At 52.9% G+C, this 18,361-nt stretch carries 16 protein-coding genes and 7 tRNA genes; 17 read left to right on the top strand and 6 right to left on the bottom strand.

What is annotated here, in order from left to right; translation table 11 throughout:
• Positions 1 to 4 precede the first annotated feature (4 nt).
• A complete protein-coding gene (locus tag AC6I8C_RS05255) occupies positions 5 to 205 on the bottom strand; it encodes a DUF2517 family protein (protein ID WP_013357130.1) in 201 nt (66 codons plus the stop codon).
• A 257-nt stretch (positions 206 to 462) separates the two neighbouring features.
• On the opposite strand from AC6I8C_RS05255, the gene kdpE reads away from it, so the two are divergent.
• On the top strand, positions 463 to 1,137 hold the full coding sequence (gene kdpE / locus AC6I8C_RS05250) for a two-component system response regulator KdpE (protein WP_497821806.1): 675 nt from the start codon (positions 463 to 465) through the stop codon (positions 1,135 to 1,137).
• A gap of 262 nt (positions 1,138 to 1,399) precedes the next feature.
• Here the strand turns inward: kdpE and pgm are convergent, their stop codons facing one another.
• Together pgm and seqA are read right to left on the bottom strand one after the other, a co-directional pair.
• On the bottom strand, positions 1,400 to 3,040 hold the full coding sequence (gene pgm / locus AC6I8C_RS05245) for a phosphoglucomutase (alpha-D-glucose-1,6-bisphosphate-dependent) (protein ID WP_033731859.1): 1,641 nt from the start codon (positions 3,038 to 3,040) through the stop codon (positions 1,400 to 1,402).
• 26 nt (positions 3,041 to 3,066) lie between these two features.
• Entirely contained in the window at positions 3,067 to 3,615 is a 549-nt protein-coding gene (gene seqA / locus AC6I8C_RS05240; RefSeq protein ID WP_497821805.1) for a replication initiation negative regulator SeqA, read from the bottom strand.
• Positions 3,616 to 3,865: 250 nt separating this feature from the next.
• Between seqA and ybfF the strand changes: the two genes are divergently transcribed.
• The 4 genes from ybfF (at position 3,866) to fur (ending at position 6,527) form a co-directional block, all read left to right on the top strand.
• Positions 3,866 to 4,630 carry an esterase gene (ybfF, locus tag AC6I8C_RS05235; RefSeq protein WP_497821804.1) on the top strand — a complete coding sequence of 255 codons (765 nt, stop codon included), beginning with the start codon at positions 3,866 to 3,868 and terminating at the stop codon, positions 4,628 to 4,630.
• Positions 4,631 to 4,798: 168 nt separating this feature from the next.
• Complete coding sequence (gene ybfE / locus AC6I8C_RS05230; RefSeq protein WP_003852811.1) at positions 4,799 to 5,074, top strand: LexA regulated protein; 276 nt, start codon at positions 4,799 to 4,801, stop codon at positions 5,072 to 5,074.
• Positions 5,075 to 5,206: 132 nt separating this feature from the next.
• Entirely contained in the window at positions 5,207 to 5,737 is a 531-nt protein-coding gene (gene fldA, locus AC6I8C_RS05225) for a flavodoxin FldA (protein WP_497821803.1), read from the top strand.
• A gap of 346 nt (positions 5,738 to 6,083) precedes the next feature.
• Positions 6,084 to 6,527 (top strand): ferric iron uptake transcriptional regulator, encoded by a 444-nt coding sequence (gene fur, locus AC6I8C_RS05220; protein ID WP_009091454.1) that lies wholly within the window; start codon positions 6,084 to 6,086, stop codon positions 6,525 to 6,527.
• A gap of 65 nt (positions 6,528 to 6,592) precedes the next feature.
• Here the strand turns inward: fur and AC6I8C_RS05215 are convergent, their stop codons facing one another.
• The 3 genes from AC6I8C_RS05215 to nagE all read right to left on the bottom strand — a co-directional run bounded on the left by AC6I8C_RS05215 (position 6,593) and on the right by nagE (position 11,072).
• Positions 6,593 to 6,988 (bottom strand): hypothetical protein, encoded by a 396-nt coding sequence (locus AC6I8C_RS05215; RefSeq protein ID WP_033731855.1) that lies wholly within the window; start codon positions 6,986 to 6,988, stop codon positions 6,593 to 6,595.
• A gap of 236 nt (positions 6,989 to 7,224) precedes the next feature.
• Positions 7,225 to 8,892 (bottom strand): glutamine--tRNA ligase, encoded by a 1,668-nt coding sequence (gene glnS / locus AC6I8C_RS05210; protein WP_497821802.1) that lies wholly within the window; start codon positions 8,890 to 8,892, stop codon positions 7,225 to 7,227.
• A 152-nt stretch (positions 8,893 to 9,044) separates the two neighbouring features.
• Positions 9,045 to 11,072, bottom strand: coding sequence for an N-acetylglucosamine-specific PTS transporter subunit IIBC (nagE, locus tag AC6I8C_RS05205; RefSeq protein WP_497821801.1), 2,028 nt, complete (start codon positions 11,070 to 11,072; stop codon positions 9,045 to 9,047).
• 328 nt (positions 11,073 to 11,400) lie between these two features.
• Between nagE and nagB the strand changes: the two genes are divergently transcribed.
• The 12 genes from nagB to AC6I8C_RS05145 all read left to right on the top strand — a co-directional run bounded on the left by nagB (position 11,401) and on the right by AC6I8C_RS05145 (position 18,287).
• Complete coding sequence (nagB, locus tag AC6I8C_RS05200) at positions 11,401 to 12,201, top strand: glucosamine-6-phosphate deaminase (protein ID WP_279769674.1); 801 nt, start codon at positions 11,401 to 11,403, stop codon at positions 12,199 to 12,201.
• A gap of 62 nt (positions 12,202 to 12,263) precedes the next feature.
• Entirely contained in the window at positions 12,264 to 13,412 is a 1,149-nt protein-coding gene (gene nagA / locus AC6I8C_RS05195; protein WP_497821800.1) for an N-acetylglucosamine-6-phosphate deacetylase, read from the top strand.
• A gap of 7 nt (positions 13,413 to 13,419) precedes the next feature.
• Positions 13,420 to 14,640: a DNA-binding transcriptional regulator NagC gene (gene nagC / locus AC6I8C_RS05190; protein WP_033731851.1), complete on the top strand. Its 1,221-nt coding sequence runs from the start codon at positions 13,420 to 13,422 to the stop codon at positions 14,638 to 14,640.
• 39 nt (positions 14,641 to 14,679) lie between these two features.
• Positions 14,680 to 15,432 (top strand): HAD-IIA family hydrolase, encoded by a 753-nt coding sequence (locus AC6I8C_RS05185; RefSeq protein ID WP_013357117.1) that lies wholly within the window; start codon positions 14,680 to 14,682, stop codon positions 15,430 to 15,432.
• A 308-nt stretch (positions 15,433 to 15,740) separates the two neighbouring features.
• Positions 15,741 to 17,408, top strand: a complete 1,668-nt coding sequence (asnB, locus tag AC6I8C_RS05180) for an asparagine synthase B (protein ID WP_497821799.1) — start codon at positions 15,741 to 15,743, stop codon at positions 17,406 to 17,408.
• Positions 17,409 to 17,626: 218 nt separating this feature from the next.
• A tRNA-Met gene (locus AC6I8C_RS05175) sits at positions 17,627 to 17,703 on the top strand.
• A 9-nt stretch (positions 17,704 to 17,712) separates the two neighbouring features.
• Positions 17,713 to 17,797, top strand: a tRNA-Leu gene (locus AC6I8C_RS05170).
• 22 nt (positions 17,798 to 17,819) lie between these two features.
• Positions 17,820 to 17,894: transfer RNA gene (locus AC6I8C_RS05165), tRNA-Gln, on the top strand.
• A gap of 35 nt (positions 17,895 to 17,929) precedes the next feature.
• A tRNA-Gln gene (locus AC6I8C_RS05160) sits at positions 17,930 to 18,004 on the top strand.
• 22 nt (positions 18,005 to 18,026) lie between these two features.
• Positions 18,027 to 18,103, top strand: a tRNA-Met gene (locus tag AC6I8C_RS05155).
• Between the two features lie 6 nt (positions 18,104 to 18,109).
• A tRNA-Gln gene (locus AC6I8C_RS05150) sits at positions 18,110 to 18,184 on the top strand.
• A gap of 28 nt (positions 18,185 to 18,212) precedes the next feature.
• Positions 18,213 to 18,287: transfer RNA gene (locus AC6I8C_RS05145), tRNA-Gln, on the top strand.
• The last annotated feature ends 74 nt before the right edge of the window (positions 18,288 to 18,361 follow it).

Genomic DNA, 18,361 nt, shown 5'->3' with positions numbered 1-18,361 from the left:
GTCATTACCAGAATGCGCCACCACCCGCTTCAGACTGCGCCAGCCAGACCGGCTTTGCGCTGGTCTTGCACCAGACACGATGCAGGTAACTGTAGAAGCGTGCCCGATCCTGTCGAAACAACATAACAGGCAGTGCCAGAACGCCGAGAAGGACCACCAACGTACGACGCGCGAGTATTTTATAACGTGGATAAGCCTGATACATGGTTTCTCCTCCCGGTAAGTTAAAGTGTGCGAATGTGATCTGTGTTCAACTTTACGCCAGGTTGTGTAATTTTACTACTCATCTGACCACTTATTTGTCGCTATTTTTGCTGTTTAAGAATCAACCTGTAATTTAGTTACAGATAAGTTACCGCCAGGTTACGAGAAGGTTTTAATGCCCGGAAGATGAAGCGCGCGGACGGCAGGATAAAATATTGATAAAGTAGCGCTTCGGCTCTCACTCAAGGCAGGTATTGCGTGACCACGGTTTTGATCGTTGAAGATGAAAAAGAGATCCGCCGCTTTGTCAGGCTGGCGCTGGAAAATGAAGATCTGAAGGTGTTTGACGCCGATACGCTGCAGCGCGGACTGATTGAAGCGGCAACCCGTAAACCTGATTTAGTGATCCTCGATCTTGGCCTGCCGGATGGGGATGGCACCGATTTTATTCGTGACCTGCGCCAGTGGAGCGCCATCCCGGTGATTGTGCTGTCGGCGCGCAGTGATGAAGAGGATAAGATCGCCGCACTGGATGCCGGGGCGGATGACTATCTGACCAAACCTTTTGGCATTGGCGAACTGCTGGCGCGCGTGCGTGTGGCACTGCGCCGTCATGGTGGTCAGCAGCCTGAAGCCAGAATTCAGTTTGCCGACGTCAGCGTCGATTTTGCTGCACGCCGGGTGCAGCGCGGCGGCAGTGAGATTCACCTCACGCCGATTGAGTTTCGTCTGTTGAGCATTCTGCTGAATAATGCCGGCAAGGTGCTGACGCAGCGGCAGCTGCTGAGCCAGGTCTGGGGGCCCAATGCGGTGGAGCACAGCCACTATCTGCGCATTTATATGGGACATCTGCGCCAGAAGCTGGAAGCGAATCCGACCCAACCAGCCCATCTGCTGACCGAAACCGGGATCGGCTATCGCTTTATGCCATAAAAAAAGGCGCCAGATGCGCCTTTCAGAGTGCTGATAAAGCCAAATCCTGTGAATCTCACCGCAATGAATAAACTCAAAGCGCAGGGAACACGGCCAGAAGAGGAAAGCGTCCCGCGCCAGGGATGGCGTGGGCCGAGCCTGTCATGGATGACGACTTTTGCGTCTTTCCGATCTGGCCGTGTTTCCTGAGCTGCACGGCCTCACAGCGATGAAGGCCGCGCTTTACCAGTAACTCTGAGGTGCCTCTTTATCTGCCCGACTATCAGGCGTTTTTCAGCACTTCGCTGACAATCTCTACCGCTTCTTTCTCAATCTGCGCGCGGTGTTCTGCGCCCAGGAAGCTTTCACAGTAGATTTTGTAGGCGTCTTCTGTGCCTGAAGGACGAGCAGCAAACCAGCCATTCTCCGTCATCACTTTCAGACCGCCGATTGACGCACCGTTACCCGGTGCCGCAGTCAGACGTGCGGTGATAGGATCACCCGCCAGCGTATCCGCGCTCACCATCTCGGGTGACAGCTTCGACAGCGCGGCTTTCTGCGCTGAAGTGGCGGATGCCTGCAGACGGTTGTAGCTTGGTGCACCGAAGCGCGCGGCCAGCTCATCATAGTGCTGTTGCGGGTTTTTACCGGTCACGGCAGTAATTTCAGCCGCCAGCAGACACATGATGATGCCATCTTTGTCCGTTGACCATGGCGTGCCGTCGAAACGCAGGAATGACGCGCCCGCGCTCTCTTCACCGCCGAAACCAAAGCTGCCGTCATACAGACCATCAACAAACCATTTAAAGCCAACCGGCACTTCCACCAGCTTGCGGCCAATGTCGTTGACGACACGGTCGATCATGGCGCTGGAAACCAGGGTTTTACCCACGGCAACATCCTGGCCCCACTGTGGACGGTGCTGGAACAGATAGTTGATCGCCACCGCCAGATAATGGTTTGGATTCATCAGACCCGCCGGGGTCACAATGCCATGACGGTCATAATCGGGATCGTTACCGAACGCCAGATCAAACTTGTCACGGTAGGCCAGCAGGCCTGCCATTGCGCTTTCAGACGAGCAGTCCATGCGCACAACACCATCTTTATCCAGGTGCATAAAGCGGAAGGTCTGATCGACCGCGTCATTCACCAGCGTCAGATCCAGCTTGTAGTGCTCAGCAATACGCTGCCAGTAAGCAATACCGGAACCGCCAAGGGGATCAACACCCAGCTTCAGGCCCGCTTTCTGGATCGCCGGGAAGTCGATAATCTCGGCCAGACCTTCAACGTACGGCTGGATCAGATCTTTCTCGACCACGTGACCGCTGGCCATCGCCTGCTCCAGTGGCAGACGCTTAACCTCTTTCAGCCCATCTTTGATCAGCTGATTGGCGCGATCTTCCACTACTTTGGTGACGTTGGTATCAGCCGGTCCACCGTTAGGTGGGTTGTACTTGATGCCGCCATCTTCCGGTGGGTTGTGCGATGGCGTAATGACGATGCCGTCAGCCAGTGGGCCGCCCGCTTTGTTGTGCTCAAGAATAGCGTTCGAGATCGCAGGGGTCGGCGTATAGCCATTGTCCTGCTGCACAATCACATCAACGCCGTTCGCCGCCAGCACTTCCAGTACCGACAGGATCGCCGGTTCTGACAGCGCATGAGTGTCTTTACCGACGTAGCACGGCCCGGTGATGCCGTTCTTTTTACGCTCTTCAGCAATCGCCTGCGCGATAGCCAGAATGTGCATCTCGTTGAAGCTCTGACGCCCTGCACTGCCGCGATGGCCAGAGGTGCCAAATTTCACCGCATGTTCCGGGTTCGCCACATCGGGCTGCAGGACATAATATTGTGACGTTAATTGTGCAACGTTAATCAAATCGCTCTGCTGGGCGGGTTGCCCGGCACGTGGGTGATTGGCCATTGGCGCTGCTCCCTGACGCTTAAGTTTTAAATGGTGCCGCAAACTTTCTCGGTCAGTTCCGCCGGGAACTGCATCGAGAGCATGATGTGTTCGACCATGCTGCATTTACGACCAGTATTGGTGTTGGTGATCACCCAGTACGGCGTGCCGGGCACATGCTTCGGCTTAGTATGGGTGCCATTCTGTAACAGCGTATGCTCATCACCGGCAAAATAGACGCGGGTGCGGCCCTGCAGAGATGCAGTAGCTTCAGCAAAAGCTGCAGTATCAAGACGATAGAGCGTTGACAAGATAAGCATAAAGCGATTCACCGCCCGCTTCTGCTCCGCATATTCATCAGAGAGCAGCAGCTCACGCACCGCGCGGACACGATCCTGCGGGCGCGAACCCACGAACGCAGGCTGAGACTCTTTCGCTGCCTCTTTTGAGGCTGGCTGAGCAGGCGAAGCAGGTGCAGTCTGACCGGCAGTGAACTTCAGCATACGACGCAGAATGTCGGATGCGCTTTCACCAATGTGTTGCGTGTGGCTGGCAATATAACGGTAGAGCTCTTCGTCAACTTCGATCGTTTTCATCTTATTCCGTACGGTTCTTTCTCATGACAGAACCACCTGTTTCCTGAAAAGCTCTGAGTATAGTCAGGCAATTCAAAGGATGTGCGGGTTCTAACATCAGGATTATAAAGTTAAATTCAGGCGGGTTGTTAGCAATCAAACGGTTTACGGGCAAAAGTCAGAATATGTCCTAATGCCGCCGGAACCGGCGCGCCTGAAAAGGTGAAACCATGATAACCTAAGCACAGGTCTCAAACTTAAGAACTTTGCTATGATTTTGAACGCCCGTCTGCAAACTGAACAATCCCCTGCTAATTCCTTACCTGTCCTGCTTATCCACGGCCTGTTTGGCAGTCTGGATAACCTTGGCGTGCTGACGCGTGGGCTCAAAGATGCCGGGCCTCTGCTGCAGGTTGATGTCCGCAACCACGGACTCTCACCACGATCTGACGAGATGAACTACGCTGTAATGGCGCAGGACATGGTCGATACGCTGGATGCGCACGGCATTGAACGCGTCGCGGTGATCGGACACTCAATGGGCGGGAAGATCGCCATGACCATGAGCGCGCTGGTGCCGGACCGCATTGAGCGGCTGGTGATGATCGACATCGCTCCGGTCGACTATCAGACCCGCCGCCATGATGAGATTTTTGCCGGCATTCGTGCTGTAACCGACGCAGGCGTCTCGTCACGCAGTGAGGCGGCGAAGATTATGCGTACGCTTATCGATGAAGAAGGGGTGATTCAGTTCCTGCTGAAGTCATTTCAGGCGGGCGAGTGGCGCTTCAACGTCCCGGTGCTGTGGGATAACTACACCACGATTTCGGGCTGGCAGCCGGTTCCGGCATGGGATCATCCGGCACTGTTTATTCGCGGCGGCGACTCCAGCTATCTGGACAACCGCTACCGCGATGCGTTGCTGCAGCAGTTCCCGGCCGCGCAGGCACATGTCATTGGAGGCGCGGGACACTGGGTTCATGCAGAGAAACCCGATGCCGTTTTGCGCAGTGTCCGTCGCTTTTTTGCGCTTTAAAAGCAAATAGATGGCGGCAAAGGTTTAGGATTGGCGTCCAGAGTAAGCGTGAAGTATGATGGCGCGCTAAAATTTTGCCGCGCGTCCCTTTTGCTGCGGCAATAGCCAATAATTTATAATCTGCGCGGTGAGTGACTGGCGCCCGCCCCCATTCAGTTTTACTAAGCCATGGCAAAAGAACAGACTGACCGCACGACGCTCGATCTCTTTGCTGATGAGCGCCGCCCTGGTCGACCCAAAACCAGTCCGCTTTCGCGTGATGAACAGCTGCGCATCAACAAGCGCAATCAACTCAAACGTGACAAAGGACGCGGACTTCGTCGTGTCGAACTGAAAATGAACAGTGAAGCCGTCGATGCGCTCAACACGCTGGCAGAACAGCGCAATCTCAGCCGCAGCGAGCTGATTGAACAGATGCTGCTGGCACAGCTCAAACTGGATTAATGCGGGCAAATCGCACGCAGGAGCAAATGTCGGGGCTTTAACCGTTCACCGGTTTTCTCTCGTCTGCTATTATTCGCTGAAATGTGCTGCGGCACACATCTCATTATCAGGATTTAAGAGGTTATTTTACTCATGGCACTCGTAGGCATCTTCTTTGGCAGCGATACCGGCAATACCGAAAACATTGCAAAAATGATCCAGAAACAGCTGGGTACAGAAGTTGCAGAAGTGCATGACATCGCGAAAAGCACAAAAGAAGATCTGGAAGCGTTTGATATCCTGCTGCTGGGCATTCCGACCTGGTACTACGGTGAAGCGCAGTGCGATTGGGATGACTTTTTCCCGACGCTGGAAGAGATCGATTTCAACGGCAAGCTGGTTGCGCTGTTTGGCTGCGGCGATCAGGAAGATTACGCGGAGTACTTCTGTGATGCGATGGGCACGATCCGTGACATCATTGAGCCGCACGGTGCCGTGATTGTCGGACACTGGCCAACCGAAGGTTACCACTTCGAAGCCTCAAAAGGTCTGGCCGATGATACCCACTTCCTGGGTCTGGCCATTGATGAAGATCGCCAGCCTGAACTGACTAACCAGCGCGTAGAGCAATGGGTTAAGCAGATTTCTGATGAACTGCAGCTAAAAGATATCCTCGAAGCCTGATCCTGCCCGACTCAATGTGAGCGCCAGCTCACATTGAGGCAATGGAAATTCCTATAGAAATAATAGCCACATTTTTTTAACTTTCTCCGTTTAATCTGTAGAATACCCGCATCGATCTTCCGCTTATTTCTCTGGCGGCAAGACTAAGCGATGTACCAACAGACATCTGCCAGAATCCTCCCCGGCCCGGTGACCTTTCCCCCACAGCCCGTGATGATTCAGGCACGCCCTCTGGTTTTCATTTCATCGCTTCAGCTCTATAATGAGACGCAAATGAGAATGAGCGCAGATCGACATTCAAGGCGACAAGCCACAAAAGTGAATATAGTGACAGGACAAAATCCGCATGACTGACAACAACACCGCATTAAAGAAGGCTGGCCTGAAAGTGACGCTGCCCAGACTGAAAATTCTGGAAGTGCTTCAGGAACCTGAGTGCCATCACGTCAGTGCGGAAGATTTGTACAAACGCCTGATCGACATCGGCGAAGAGATTGGCCTGGCTACCGTTTACCGTGTTCTGAACCAGTTTGATGACGCTGGTATCGTGACCCGTCATAACTTTGAAGGCGGCAAATCTGTCTTTGAACTGACGCAGCAGCATCACCACGATCATCTTATCTGCCTGGATTGCGGCAAAGTTATTGAGTTCAGCGATGAGTCGATCGAAACGCGTCAGCGTGAAATCGCCACCCGTCATGGCATCAAGCTGACCAACCACAGCCTCTATCTCTATGGACACTGTACGCTGGGCGATTGCCGGGAAGATGAAACCCTGCACGACCAGTAACGCGACCTGAAATAAAAAAACCGGTGAATTCACCGGTTTTTTTTCGTCTGTCCTGGGCTGTTGTATCAGGCGACCAGCGTCTCCTGCAGATAGCGCCAGCGTGGAATGGAGCTGCTGCAATCCAGTATCGCCAGCGAAATACGGCTCTGATTATTGCCATTCATCATCTGCATTTCGCGATACTGCACGGTGATCTCTTTTTCATGATGAGAGAGGATGACGTGCTCGCAGGTGGCAATGCGCATCCCTTCGCGCTGTCCCTGCAGCTGCCGGAAAAGCGCCTCAACCTCGTTCAGATTGCACTCTTTACCCTTTGGGGTGACCATGCGGAATTCAGGATGAAAATAGGACATCAGCAGCTCAAAACTGTCATCAGATCCGGCAGGCTGGTTAAAAATACGTTCAATGAGCTGATGTAAAACGACCACACTGTTTCTGGCTTCCTGGGCGAGAACTGTCATTTTTTTTCCTTCTGTAACCCGCTTTGCAACCTCTGAGAGCGCATAGCCTACCTGAAAGCGGATAATTCACATCCGGAAATTGATTAATTTTTTTAAACTCAGATTTCTCTCACAATGCGGCATTTAATCGGTTGCGGTTAGGTCAGAATAAACGTCGGCAATGAGTAAAATCGGGGCAACAAAAAAGGGCGATAAATCGCCCTTTTGTCATTTTATGAGGTCAGCCTCAAAAAAATTTATTCGCCGGTTTTCGCCCAGGTATCACGAAGACCGACGGTGCGGTTAAATACCAGCTGTGACGGTTTAGAGTAAACGCTGTCGGCACAGAAATAACCTTCACGTTCGAACTGGAACGGAGTGGTCGGTTCTGCATCACGCAGGCCCGGTTCCACAAAGCCCTGTTTGATCGCCAGTGACTCAGGGTTGATCACCGCCAGGAAGTCCTCTGCCGCGCCCGGATTTGGCACACTGAACAGACGATCATACAGGCGAAACTCTGCTGGCTGCGCGTGATCCGCAGACACCCAGTGAATCACCCCTTTGACCTTACGGCCATCGGCAGGATCTTTGCTCAGCGTATCTGTGTCGCTGGTGCAGTAGATGCAGGTGATGTTGCCCGCTTCATCTTTAGCGACGCGCTCAGCACGAATCACATAGGCATTACGCAGGCGGACTTCTTTGCCCAGCACCAGACGCTTATATTGCTTGTTCGCCTCTTCGCGGAAATCGGCACGGTCGATCCAGATCTCACGGCTGAACGGCACTTCACGCGTGCCCATCTCTGGTTTACCCGGATGATTTGGCATGGTGATGATTTCGTTATGGCCTGCTGGCAGATTTTCAATCACCACTTTCAGCGGGTCCAGCACAGCCATGGCACGTGGCGCGTTCTCGTTCAGGTCGTCGCGAATACAGGATTCCAGCGAGGCCATCTCCACGATGTTATCCTGCTTGGTCACGCCAATACGACGGCAGAATTCGCGGATAGAGGCGGCGGTATATCCACGACGACGCAGACCTGAAACGGTCAGCATGCGCGGATCGTCCCAGCCTTCTACGTGCTTCTCAGTCACCAGCTGAGTGAGTTTGCGTTTCGACATCACCGCATACTCCAGATTCAGGCGCGAAAACTCATACTGACGCGGATGAACCGGTATGGTGATGTTATCCAGCACCCAGTCATAAAGTCGACGGTTGTCCTGGAACTCCAGCGTACACAGCGAGTGCGTAATGCCTTCCAGCGCATCGGAGATGCAGTGGGTAAAGTCATACATCGGGTAGATGCACCACTTGTTGCCGGTCTGGTGGTGTTCCGCGAACTTGATGCGGTAAAGCACCGGATCGCGCATCACGATGAAATTAGAGGCCATGTCGATTTTAGCGCGCAGACAGGCCGTGCCCTCGGCAAACTCACCGTTACGCATCTTCTCAAACAGCGCCAGGTTCTCTTCCACGCAGCGGTCGCGATAAGGGCTGTTTTTGCCCGGCTCTTTCAGGGTGCCGCGATATTCGCGAATCTGATCCGGACTCAGCTCATCAACGTAGGCGAGTCCTTTGGAAATCAGCTCGATGGCATAGTCATAAAGCTGATCAAAATAGTTTGATGAGTAACAGACCTCACCGCTCCACTCAAAACCCAGCCACTGGACGTCACGCTTGATGGATTCAACAAATTCCACATCCTCTTTAACCGGATTGGTATCGTCGAAACGCAGGTTGCATTGCCCCTGATAATCCTGGGCGATGCCAAAATTCAGACAGATCGATTTCGCATGACCAATATGCAGATAGCCATTGGGCTCTGGCGGAAAACGGGTATGCACGCTGCTGTGCTTACCGCTCGCCAAATCTTCGTCAATGATCTGACGAATAAAGTTAGTTGGGCGGGCTTCAGCCTCACTCATCTCAAAAATCCTCAATACGAATAACGGGTGATTTGTACCACGAAGTAACGGAGTATGATCCACAAAGCGTCTGAGGGAAACAACCGTTTGTTAAGCCTTTAAAACAAAAAAGGCAGGAATCGCTTCCTGCCTGTGGGGTTCTGTTGCGGGGATTAGCCTTTCACTTCATACAGCGGAGTTTCACCTGCCACCACCTGACCACGGGCCAGTAATGTCAGACCAGCGAAATCATCGCTGTTGCTGACAACCACCGGACTCACCATTGAGCGGGCATTGGCGTTCAGGAATTCAAGGTCCATTTCCAGCACAGGCTGACCGGCGACCACCGTGGCCCCTTCTTCAGCCAGACGGGTAAAGCCTTTACCTTCCAGCGCCACGGTATCCAGTCCCATGTGCACTACAATCTCTACACCATTGTCCGTTTCCAGACAGAAGGCGTGATTGGTGTTGAAGATTTTCACCAGCGTACCGTCAATTGGAGCCACGACCCATTTGTCGCTCGGTTTAATCGCCATACCATCGCCTACCGCTTTGCTGGCAAAGGCTTCATCCGGTACATCATCCAGCGCGACCACTTCGCCCGTTACCGGTGCCAGCAATGTCGCAATAACACGCTTCTCACTGTTCAACACGGCCTGCGGTTTAATGTCAGGTTCCACTGGCGCACTGCTGGTAGCAGCGGCTGCGACCGGGCCTTTGGTCAGCACTTTTTTCATCGCCGAGGCAATACTTTCGGCCTGAGTACCTACGATGATCTGCACGCTCTGCTTATTAAGGCGGATCACCCCGGATGCACCCAGACGCTTCGCAACGCCCTCATTGACCTGAGCCGAATCATTCACGTTAAGACGCAGGCGGGTAATACAGGCATCGATGCTGGTTAAGTTGGCTGAGCCACCCACGGCACCAATATAACGACGCGCCAGCGATTCAGTAGCCGTTTCACCATTGTCAGTTTTATCCACGTTAACGTCATAACCATCGCTTTCATCACCTGCAACAGCCAGCTCACGGCCCGGCGTCATCAGGTTGAATTTTTTGATGGTGAAGCGGAACACCACGTAGTAGATAACGAAGAAGACCAGGCCCTGCGGAATCAGCATGTACCAGTGTGTTGCCAGCGGGTTACGGGTCGACAGCACCATATCCACCAGCCCGGCGCTGAAACCAAATCCGGCAATCCAGTGCATGCTGGCAGCGATAAAGACCGAGATGCCGGTCAGGACGGCGTGGATGAGATACAGCACTGGTGCCACGAACATGAAGGAGAATTCCAGCGGTTCGGTGATACCGGTAAAGAAAGCAGCAAACGCTGCAGCCAGCATGATACTACCGACTTTGACACGGTTCTCTGGACGCGCGCAGTGGTAGATAGCCAGCGCAGCACCCGGCAGACCAAACATCATAATCGGGAAGAAGCCAGCCTGATAACGACCGGTAATGCCCACGGTTGCCGATCCATCTGCCAGTGACTGCGCACCGCCCAGGAATTTAGGAATGTCATTAATGCCGGCAACATCAAACCAGAACACCGAGTTCAGCGCGTGATGCAGGCCGACAGGAATCAGCAGACGGTTGAAGAAGGCGTAGATACCGGCACCAGCAGAGCCGAGCTTCTGGATATGCTCACCAAAGCCCACCAGGCCATTAAAAATAACCGGCCAGATATACATCAGGATGAAAGCGACGAAGATCATCAGGAACGAGACGAGAATCGGCACCAGCCGGCGTCCGCTGAAGAAGGAAAGCGCTTTAGGCAGCTCGACATGGCTGAAGCGGTTGTAAACCTCCGCCGACAGGATACCGACCAGAATACCGACAAACTGGTTGTTGATTTTGCCAAACGCCACAGGCACCTGGTCAACGGGCATCTTCTGTATCATCGCCACCGCGGCCGGTGAGCAGAGCGTGGTAACAACCAGGAAGCCGACAAAGCCAGTCAGGGCAGCGGCACCATCTTTATCTTTTGACATGCCATACGCGACACCAATCGCAAACAGCACTGACATGTTTTCGATGATAGCGGCACCGGATTTGATCAGCAACGCAGCGAGCGCATTACCTGCACCCCAGCTGTCCGGATCGATCCAGTAACCAACCCCCATTAATATTGCTGCTGCTGGCAGGGTTGCTACCGGCACCATCAGTGCGCGCCCCACCTTCTGTAAATAACCTAACATATCCCCTTCCCCCTATGAGCCTGACTTGTCGCTTTGCGCCGCTTAATGTTGTTATGTCAGCTGCAAAGATCGTTAATACACTTCATATCACGCTGCGAAGTGTAATGATAAATTAATTCGCCTCGCAAATTAAAACCCTGGTAAATGTGATTTTTATCACTAAAAAACATCATGTCACACGGCAACATCTGGCTATCATTACAAACTTATTTTATGATCCGAAATATTGAATTACGCTCCGCCCGTAGCGAGAATAGACAATCTGCTCAGGCTGATGACTAACGCAACGGTTTAGCGATCCCCTTTCTAATTTCTAATGAGGTGAAACATGAGACTGATTCCTTTAGCGACGCCAACCCAGGTGGGTAAATGGGCCGCCCGACATATTGTTAACCGCATCAATGCGTTTAACCCGACGGCGGACAGACCTTTTGTTCTGGGTCTGCCAACCGGCGGCACGCCACTGGAGGCGTACAAACACCTGATTGATATGCACAAAGCGGGCCAGGTCAGTTTTAGACATGTCGTGACCTTCAATATGGATGAATATGTCGGTCTGCCAAAAGAGCATCCTGAAAGCTATCACAGCTTTATGTATCGCAACTTCTTCGATCACGTTGATATTCAACCGGAAAATATCAACCTGTTGAATGGTAATGCGCCCGATATTGACGCAGAATGTCGTCAGTACGAAGAGAAAATTCGTGCACTGGGTAAAATTCACCTGTTTATGGGCGGTGTCGGCAACGACGGTCATATCGCTTTTAATGAACCGGCGTCTTCACTGGCTTCCCGTACCCGCATTAAAACCCTGACCCATGATACCCGCGTGGCGAACTCGCGCTTCTTTAACGGTGACGTGGATCAGGTGCCTAAGTATGCGCTGACGGTCGGTGTCGGCACCCTGCTGGATGCAGAAGAAGTGATGATTCTGGTTACCGGCCATGTCAAAGCGCAGGCACTGCAGGCGGCGGTTGAGGGCAACGTGAATCATATGTGGACCATCAGCTGCCTGCAGCTGCATGCGAAATCAGTTGTGGTCTGTGATGAGCCAGCCACCATGGAACTGAAAGTGAAAACCGTGAAATATTTCCGCGAAATGGAAGCGGAAAATATGAAAGGCGTGTAACAGAATAGTGTCTTGCCCTGCTGTTACGCTGAGTGACAGCAGGCCAGGACGGGAGAAAAGAGATGTACGCATTAGTAAACGCTCGAATCTACAGTGGCCATGAGGTTCTGGATAATCACGCCGTCGTGGTGGCTGACGGGCTTATTACGCGCGTCTGCCCACGTGAATCGCTGTCGGCCGATATTGAGCAGCGGGATATGGCAGGTGCGATTATTGCGCCGGGCTTTATCGATCTCCAGCTCAATGGCTGCGGTGGCGTTCAGTTCAATGACAGCCTTGATGCGCTCAGCGTTGAAACGCTGGAAACGATGCAGCGCGCCAATGAAAAGTCTGGCTGCACCAGTTTTTTACCGACGCTGATCACCAGCAGCGACGCGCTGATGAAGCGGGCGATTGAAACCATGCGCGCTTACCTGCAGAAACATCAACATCAGGCGCTGGGTCTGCATCTGGAAGGCCCGTGGCTGAGTAAGGCGAAAAAAGGCACCCACGATCCGGCGCTGATTCGCCTGCCGGATGCTGCGATGGTTCAGTATCTCTGTGAGAACGCCGACGTCATCACCAAAGTCACCCTGGCACCAGAAAACGCCGGCAGCGACGTAATTCGTCAGTTGACCGACGCCGGAATCATTGTCTCAGCGGGTCACTCGAATGCGACCTATGAAGAGGCGAAAGCGGGCTTTTCTGCGGGCGTGAGTTTCGCGACCCACCTCTACAATGCTATGCCGACCTTTGCCGGACGTGAACCCGGGCTTATCGGTGCGCTGTTTGATTCGCCTGATGTATACTGCGGCATTATTGCGGATGGTTTACATGTACATTACGCTAATGTGCGCAATGCAAAACGCATTAAAGGCGACAAACTGGTGCTGGTAACCGATGCCACCGCACCGGCTGGCGCTGACATCAGCGAGTTTATTTTTGCTGGCAAAACAATCTATTATCGTGACGGCCTCTGTGTTGACGAAAACGGCACACTCAGTGGTTCAGCCCTGACGATGATAGAAGCAGTACAAAACAGCGTCGAGCATGTCGGTATCGCACTGGACGAAGCGTTACGCATGGCATCACTCTACCCGGCAAGGGCGATGGGCGTGGAAAAACAGTTGGGCTCGATCGAAGCAGGAAAAATCGCGAACCTGACTGTGTTTACGCGCGACTTTAAAATCATTAAGACGTTAGTCAACGGAGACGACGTCCTGAGCGAGTAAGCACTGAATGACCACTGGCGGCCAGTCACAAATAGGAAATGTCGATCTTGTTAAGCAACTTAATAGCGCAGCGGTTTACCGGCTGATTGATCAACAGGGGCCGATATCGCGCATTCAGATTGCCGAACTCAGCCAGCTCGCCCCCGCCAGCGTCACCAAAATTACCCGCCAGTTGATTGAGCGCGGCCTGATCAAAGAGGTAGACCAGCAGGCGTCTACCGGTGGTCGCCGCGCTATCTCGATTATCACTGAAACCCGCCACTTCCATACCATCGGGGTTCGCCTCGGCCGCAACGATGCTACTCTGACCCTGTTCGACCTTAGCGGTAAATCGCTGGCGCAGGAGGATTATGCGCTGCCGGAACGCACCCAGGAGACGCTGGAACATGCGCTTTTTAACGCCATCAGCGGTTTCATCGAGCAGCACCAGCGTAAAATACGCGAGCTGATTGCGATTTCCGTCATCCTGCCGGGCCTGGTTGACCCGATTAACGGCGTGATCCGTTATATGCCGCACATCTCTGTCAGCCACTGGCCGCTGGTCGCCAGCCTGAAAAAACGGTTCAACGTCACCAGCTTTGTGGGGCACGACATTCGCAGTCTGGCGCTGGCCGAGCACTATTTCGGTGCAAGCCGCGACTGTGCTGACTCAATCCTGGTGCGCTTACACCGCGGCACCGGTGCCGGCATTATTGCTAACGGCCATATTTTCCTCGGCAGCAACGGCAACGTCGGCGAAATCGGCCATATCCAGGTTGACCCGCTTGGCGAGCGCTGTCACTGCGGTAACTTTGGCTGCCTTGAAACCATTGCCGCTAACGGCGCCATTGAGAATCGTGTGCGGCATCTGCTGAATCAGGGCTACCCCAGTGTACTGACGCTGGAGGCGTGCCAGATGTCCCACATCTGCAAAGCGGCCAATCAGGGTGATGCGCTGGCCTGCGAAGTGGTCGAACAGGTGGGCCGGTATCTGGGCAAAGCGATTGCCATCGCGATTAACCTGTTTAATCCACAAAAAGTGGTGCTGGCGGGCGAGATTACGGAAGCAGAAAAAGTGCTGCTGCCCGCGATTGAAGGCTGCATCAACACCCAGGCATTAGAGGCCTTTCGTAAAAATCTGCCGGTGGTGCGTTCTACCCTGGATCACCGTTCTGCGATTGGCGCGTTTGCGCTGGCTAAACGTGCCATGCTTAACGGCATTCTGCTGCAACATCTTCTGGAAGACTAAGCTAACCCGCTGTTGTGGCGGGCCACATCGGATCTGACTATGACCATTAAAAGCGTAATTTGTGATATCGATGGCGTGCTGATGCACGACAACACGGCCGTTCCTGGCGCACAGGAATTTTTACAGCGCATTCTGGCCAAAGAGATGCCGCTGGTGGTGCTGACGAACTATCCCTCACAGACCGAGCAGGATCTGGCTAACCGCTTTGCTTCAGCTGGTGTTGAGGTTCCTGAATCCGTTTTCTATACCTCTGCCATGGCTACCGCTGACTTCCTGCGTCGTCAGGAGGGTAAAAAGGCCTATGTCATTGGTGAAGGCGCGCTGATTCATGAGCTCTATAAAGCGGGTTTTACCATTACGGATGTGAATCCCGATTTTGTCATTGTCGGGGAGACGCGTTCGTTCAACTGGGACATGATGCACAAAGCGGCCTTCTTCGTCGCTAACGGCGCGCGCTTTATCGCCACCAACCCAGATACGCACGCGCGCGGCTTTATACCCGCCTGTGGCGCGCTCTGCGCCGGGATTGAGAAGATCTCAGGCCGTAGCCCGTTTGTTGTGGGCAAACCCAGCCCTTACATCATGCGCGCCGCGCTGAATAAAATGCAGGCCCACTCGGAAGAGACGGTCATTGTGGGTGATAACCTGCGAACCGATATTCTCGCCGGTTTCCAGGCAGGTCTGGAGACAGTACTGGTGCTGTCAGGCGTCTCGACGCTGAGCGATATCGATGCCATGCCGTTCCGTCCGGACTGGATCTACCCTTCTGTTGCCGATATTGATCTGTTCTGATTCATTTTTCTTATGACGCATCCGTTTAATCTGTGATGCGTCCCCCCTTTTTTTCATGCTCCCGCCTACTTTCACTGCCTGTTTTTTAGTCACAAACGCCATTTCATTGCCGATCCAACAACAAAACAACATTTAAATTATCGTTTATTCAATTTTATTGCCATGTGAGCAATATTTTTATCAGTAAATCACGATTCCTCTTGCATTGAATGCACCAAATAGCGCATTTTCTTATCTATCACGCAGCGTCAGGCTGCCGGACAAACGCAAAAGATAACATCGCCGTAAGGTGAGATCAGGAGTCAGTTATGTGTTCAATTTTTGGTGTGCTGGATCTGAAAACCGATCCTGTTGAGCTGCGCAAAAAAGCGCTGGAATGTTCACGTTTAATGCGTCATCGCGGCCCGGACTGGTCAGGTGTCTATGCAGATGACAAGGCTATTCTGGCGCATGAACGCCTCTCAATTGTTGACGTTAACAACGGCGCACAGCCACTGTATAACGCCGATCACACCCACGTACTGGCGGTTAACGGCGAGATTTACAACCATCAGGCACTGCGCGCTGAACTCAGCGATCGCTACGAATTTCAGACCGGTTCTGACTGTGAAGTGATTCTGGCGCTCTATCAGGAAAAAGGTGTCGACTTCCTTGATGAGCTGGAAGGCATGTTCGCCTTTATTCTCTATGACAGCGTTAAGAAATCGTATCTGATTGGCCGCGACCATATCGGCATCATCCCGCTTTACATGGGTAACGATGAGCACGGCAACCTGTTTATTGCGTCAGAAATGAAAGCGCTGGTACCGGCCTGCCGTTCGATCAAAGAGTTCCCGCCGGGAAGCTACCTCTCCAGCACCGATGGCGAAATCCGTCGTTACTGGCAGCGTGACTGGATGGAATATAAAAACGTTGAACACAACGCCACAGATGCGGCTGGCCTGAAACATGCGCTGGAAGAATCCGTGAAAAGCCACCTGATGTCAGATGTCCCTTATGGCGTGCTGCTGTCAGGCGGTCTGGACTCCTCCATTATTTCAGCCGTGACCAAGCGTTTTGCGGCGAAGCGGGTTGAAGATCAGGATAAAAGTGATGCGTGGTGGCCGCAGTTGCACTCCTTCGCGGTCGGGCTGGAAGGTTCACCTGATTTAAAAGCAGCAAAATCTGTCGCGGAACATCTGGGCACCGTGCATCACGAAATTCATTTCACCGTGCAGGAAGGTTTGGATGCGATTCGCGATGTGATTTATCACATTGAAACCTATGACGTCACCACCATTCGCGCCTCTACACCGATGTACTTAATGTCGCGTAAAATCAAAGCGATGGGCATTAAAATGGTGCTGTCGGGTGAAGGCGCAGATGAAGTGTTTGGCGGCTATCTCTACTTCCATAAAGCGCCAAACGCTAAAGAGTTCCACGAAGAAAACGTGCGTAAACTGCAGGCGCTGCATATGTTTGACTGCGCCCGCGCCAACAAAGCGATGTCCGCCTGGGGCGTTGAAGCCCGCGTACCCTTCCTGGATAAAAAATTCCTGGATGTAGCAATGCGTATCAACCCTGCCGACAAAATGTGTGGCAGCAATGGTAAAATGGAGAAGCACATTCTGCGTGAATGCTTCTCCACTTACCTGCCAGAGAGCGTAGCGTGGCGTCAGAAAGAGCAGTTCTCTGATGGTGTGGGTTACAGCTGGATCGACTCACTCAAGGAAGTGGCCGCGAAGCAAATCAGCGACCAGCAGCTGGCAACCGCCCATTTCCGCTTCCCGTTCAACACGCCGGGTTCGAAAGAAGCTTATCTCTATCGTGAGATCTTCGAAGAGCTGTTCCCGTTAGCCAGTGCGGCAGAGTGTGTGCCTGGTGGTCCATCGGTCGCCTGTTCGTCTGCTAAAGCGATTGAGTGGGATGAAGCGTTTAAAAACATGGACGATCCTTCAGGACGTGCCGTAGGTGTGCATCAGTCAGCCTATAAATAAGCCGACAGAAAGCCACCAGAATGGGCCGGTTATGGCCCATTTTTTTTACGATTAGCGTTGTATTCACTGAAAAATTGTCGAATAAACCGTCAGGCTGGTTATAAGCCAGTCAAACAGCGATTATCTGGCAAAAAACGGTAAAAAACTTGTTGACGCTGTCTGGTCAACTCCGCATAATGCGCCCCGCAACGCCGATGAAGGTAACGCGAAAAAAAGATGGCTACGTAGCTCAGCTGGTTAGAGCACAGCACTCATAATGCTGGGGTCACAGGTTCGATTCCCGTCGTAGCCACCATCTTTTTTTGCGGGAGTGGCGAAATTGGTAGACGCACCAGATTTAGGTTCTGGCGCCGCAAGGTGTGCGAGTTCAAGTCTCGCCTCCCGCACCATTTCATTATTCGGCAGCGTGGATGGGATATCGCCAAGCGGTAAGGCACCGGTTTTTGATACCGGCATTCCCTGGTTCGAATCCAGGTATCCCAGCCAATTTCGATGATTCTTGTATGCTGAGAACGGACAAATGGGATATCGCCAAGCGGTAAGGCACCGGTTTTTGATACCGGCATTCCCTGGTTCGAATCCAGGTATCCCAGCCATCATTGAAATGCAGTACAATTTGGCTACGTAGCTCAGCTGGTTAGAGCACAGCACTCATAATGCTGGGGTCACAGGTTCGATTCCCGTCGTAGCCACCATATAATTGGGGTGTCGCCAAGCGGTAAGGCACTGGTTTCTGATACCAGCATTCCGGGGTTCGAATCCCTGCACCCCAGCCATACAAAGACAATTTGAAAAACCCATTATTGGGGTGTCGCCAAGCGGTAAGGCACTGGTTTCTGATACCAGCATTCCGGGGTTCGAATCCCTGCACCCCAGCCAAATTGCACAACCAGGCCCGCTTTTGCGGGCTTTGTTGTTTTTGTCCCTTCACCTCCATCCTGATTACTGGCCCG

It is taken from the genome of Pantoea sp. X-Soil-YNGN-844 (genome assembly GCF_059730595.1).
This window is presented reverse-complemented; position numbering and strand designations above follow the sequence as displayed.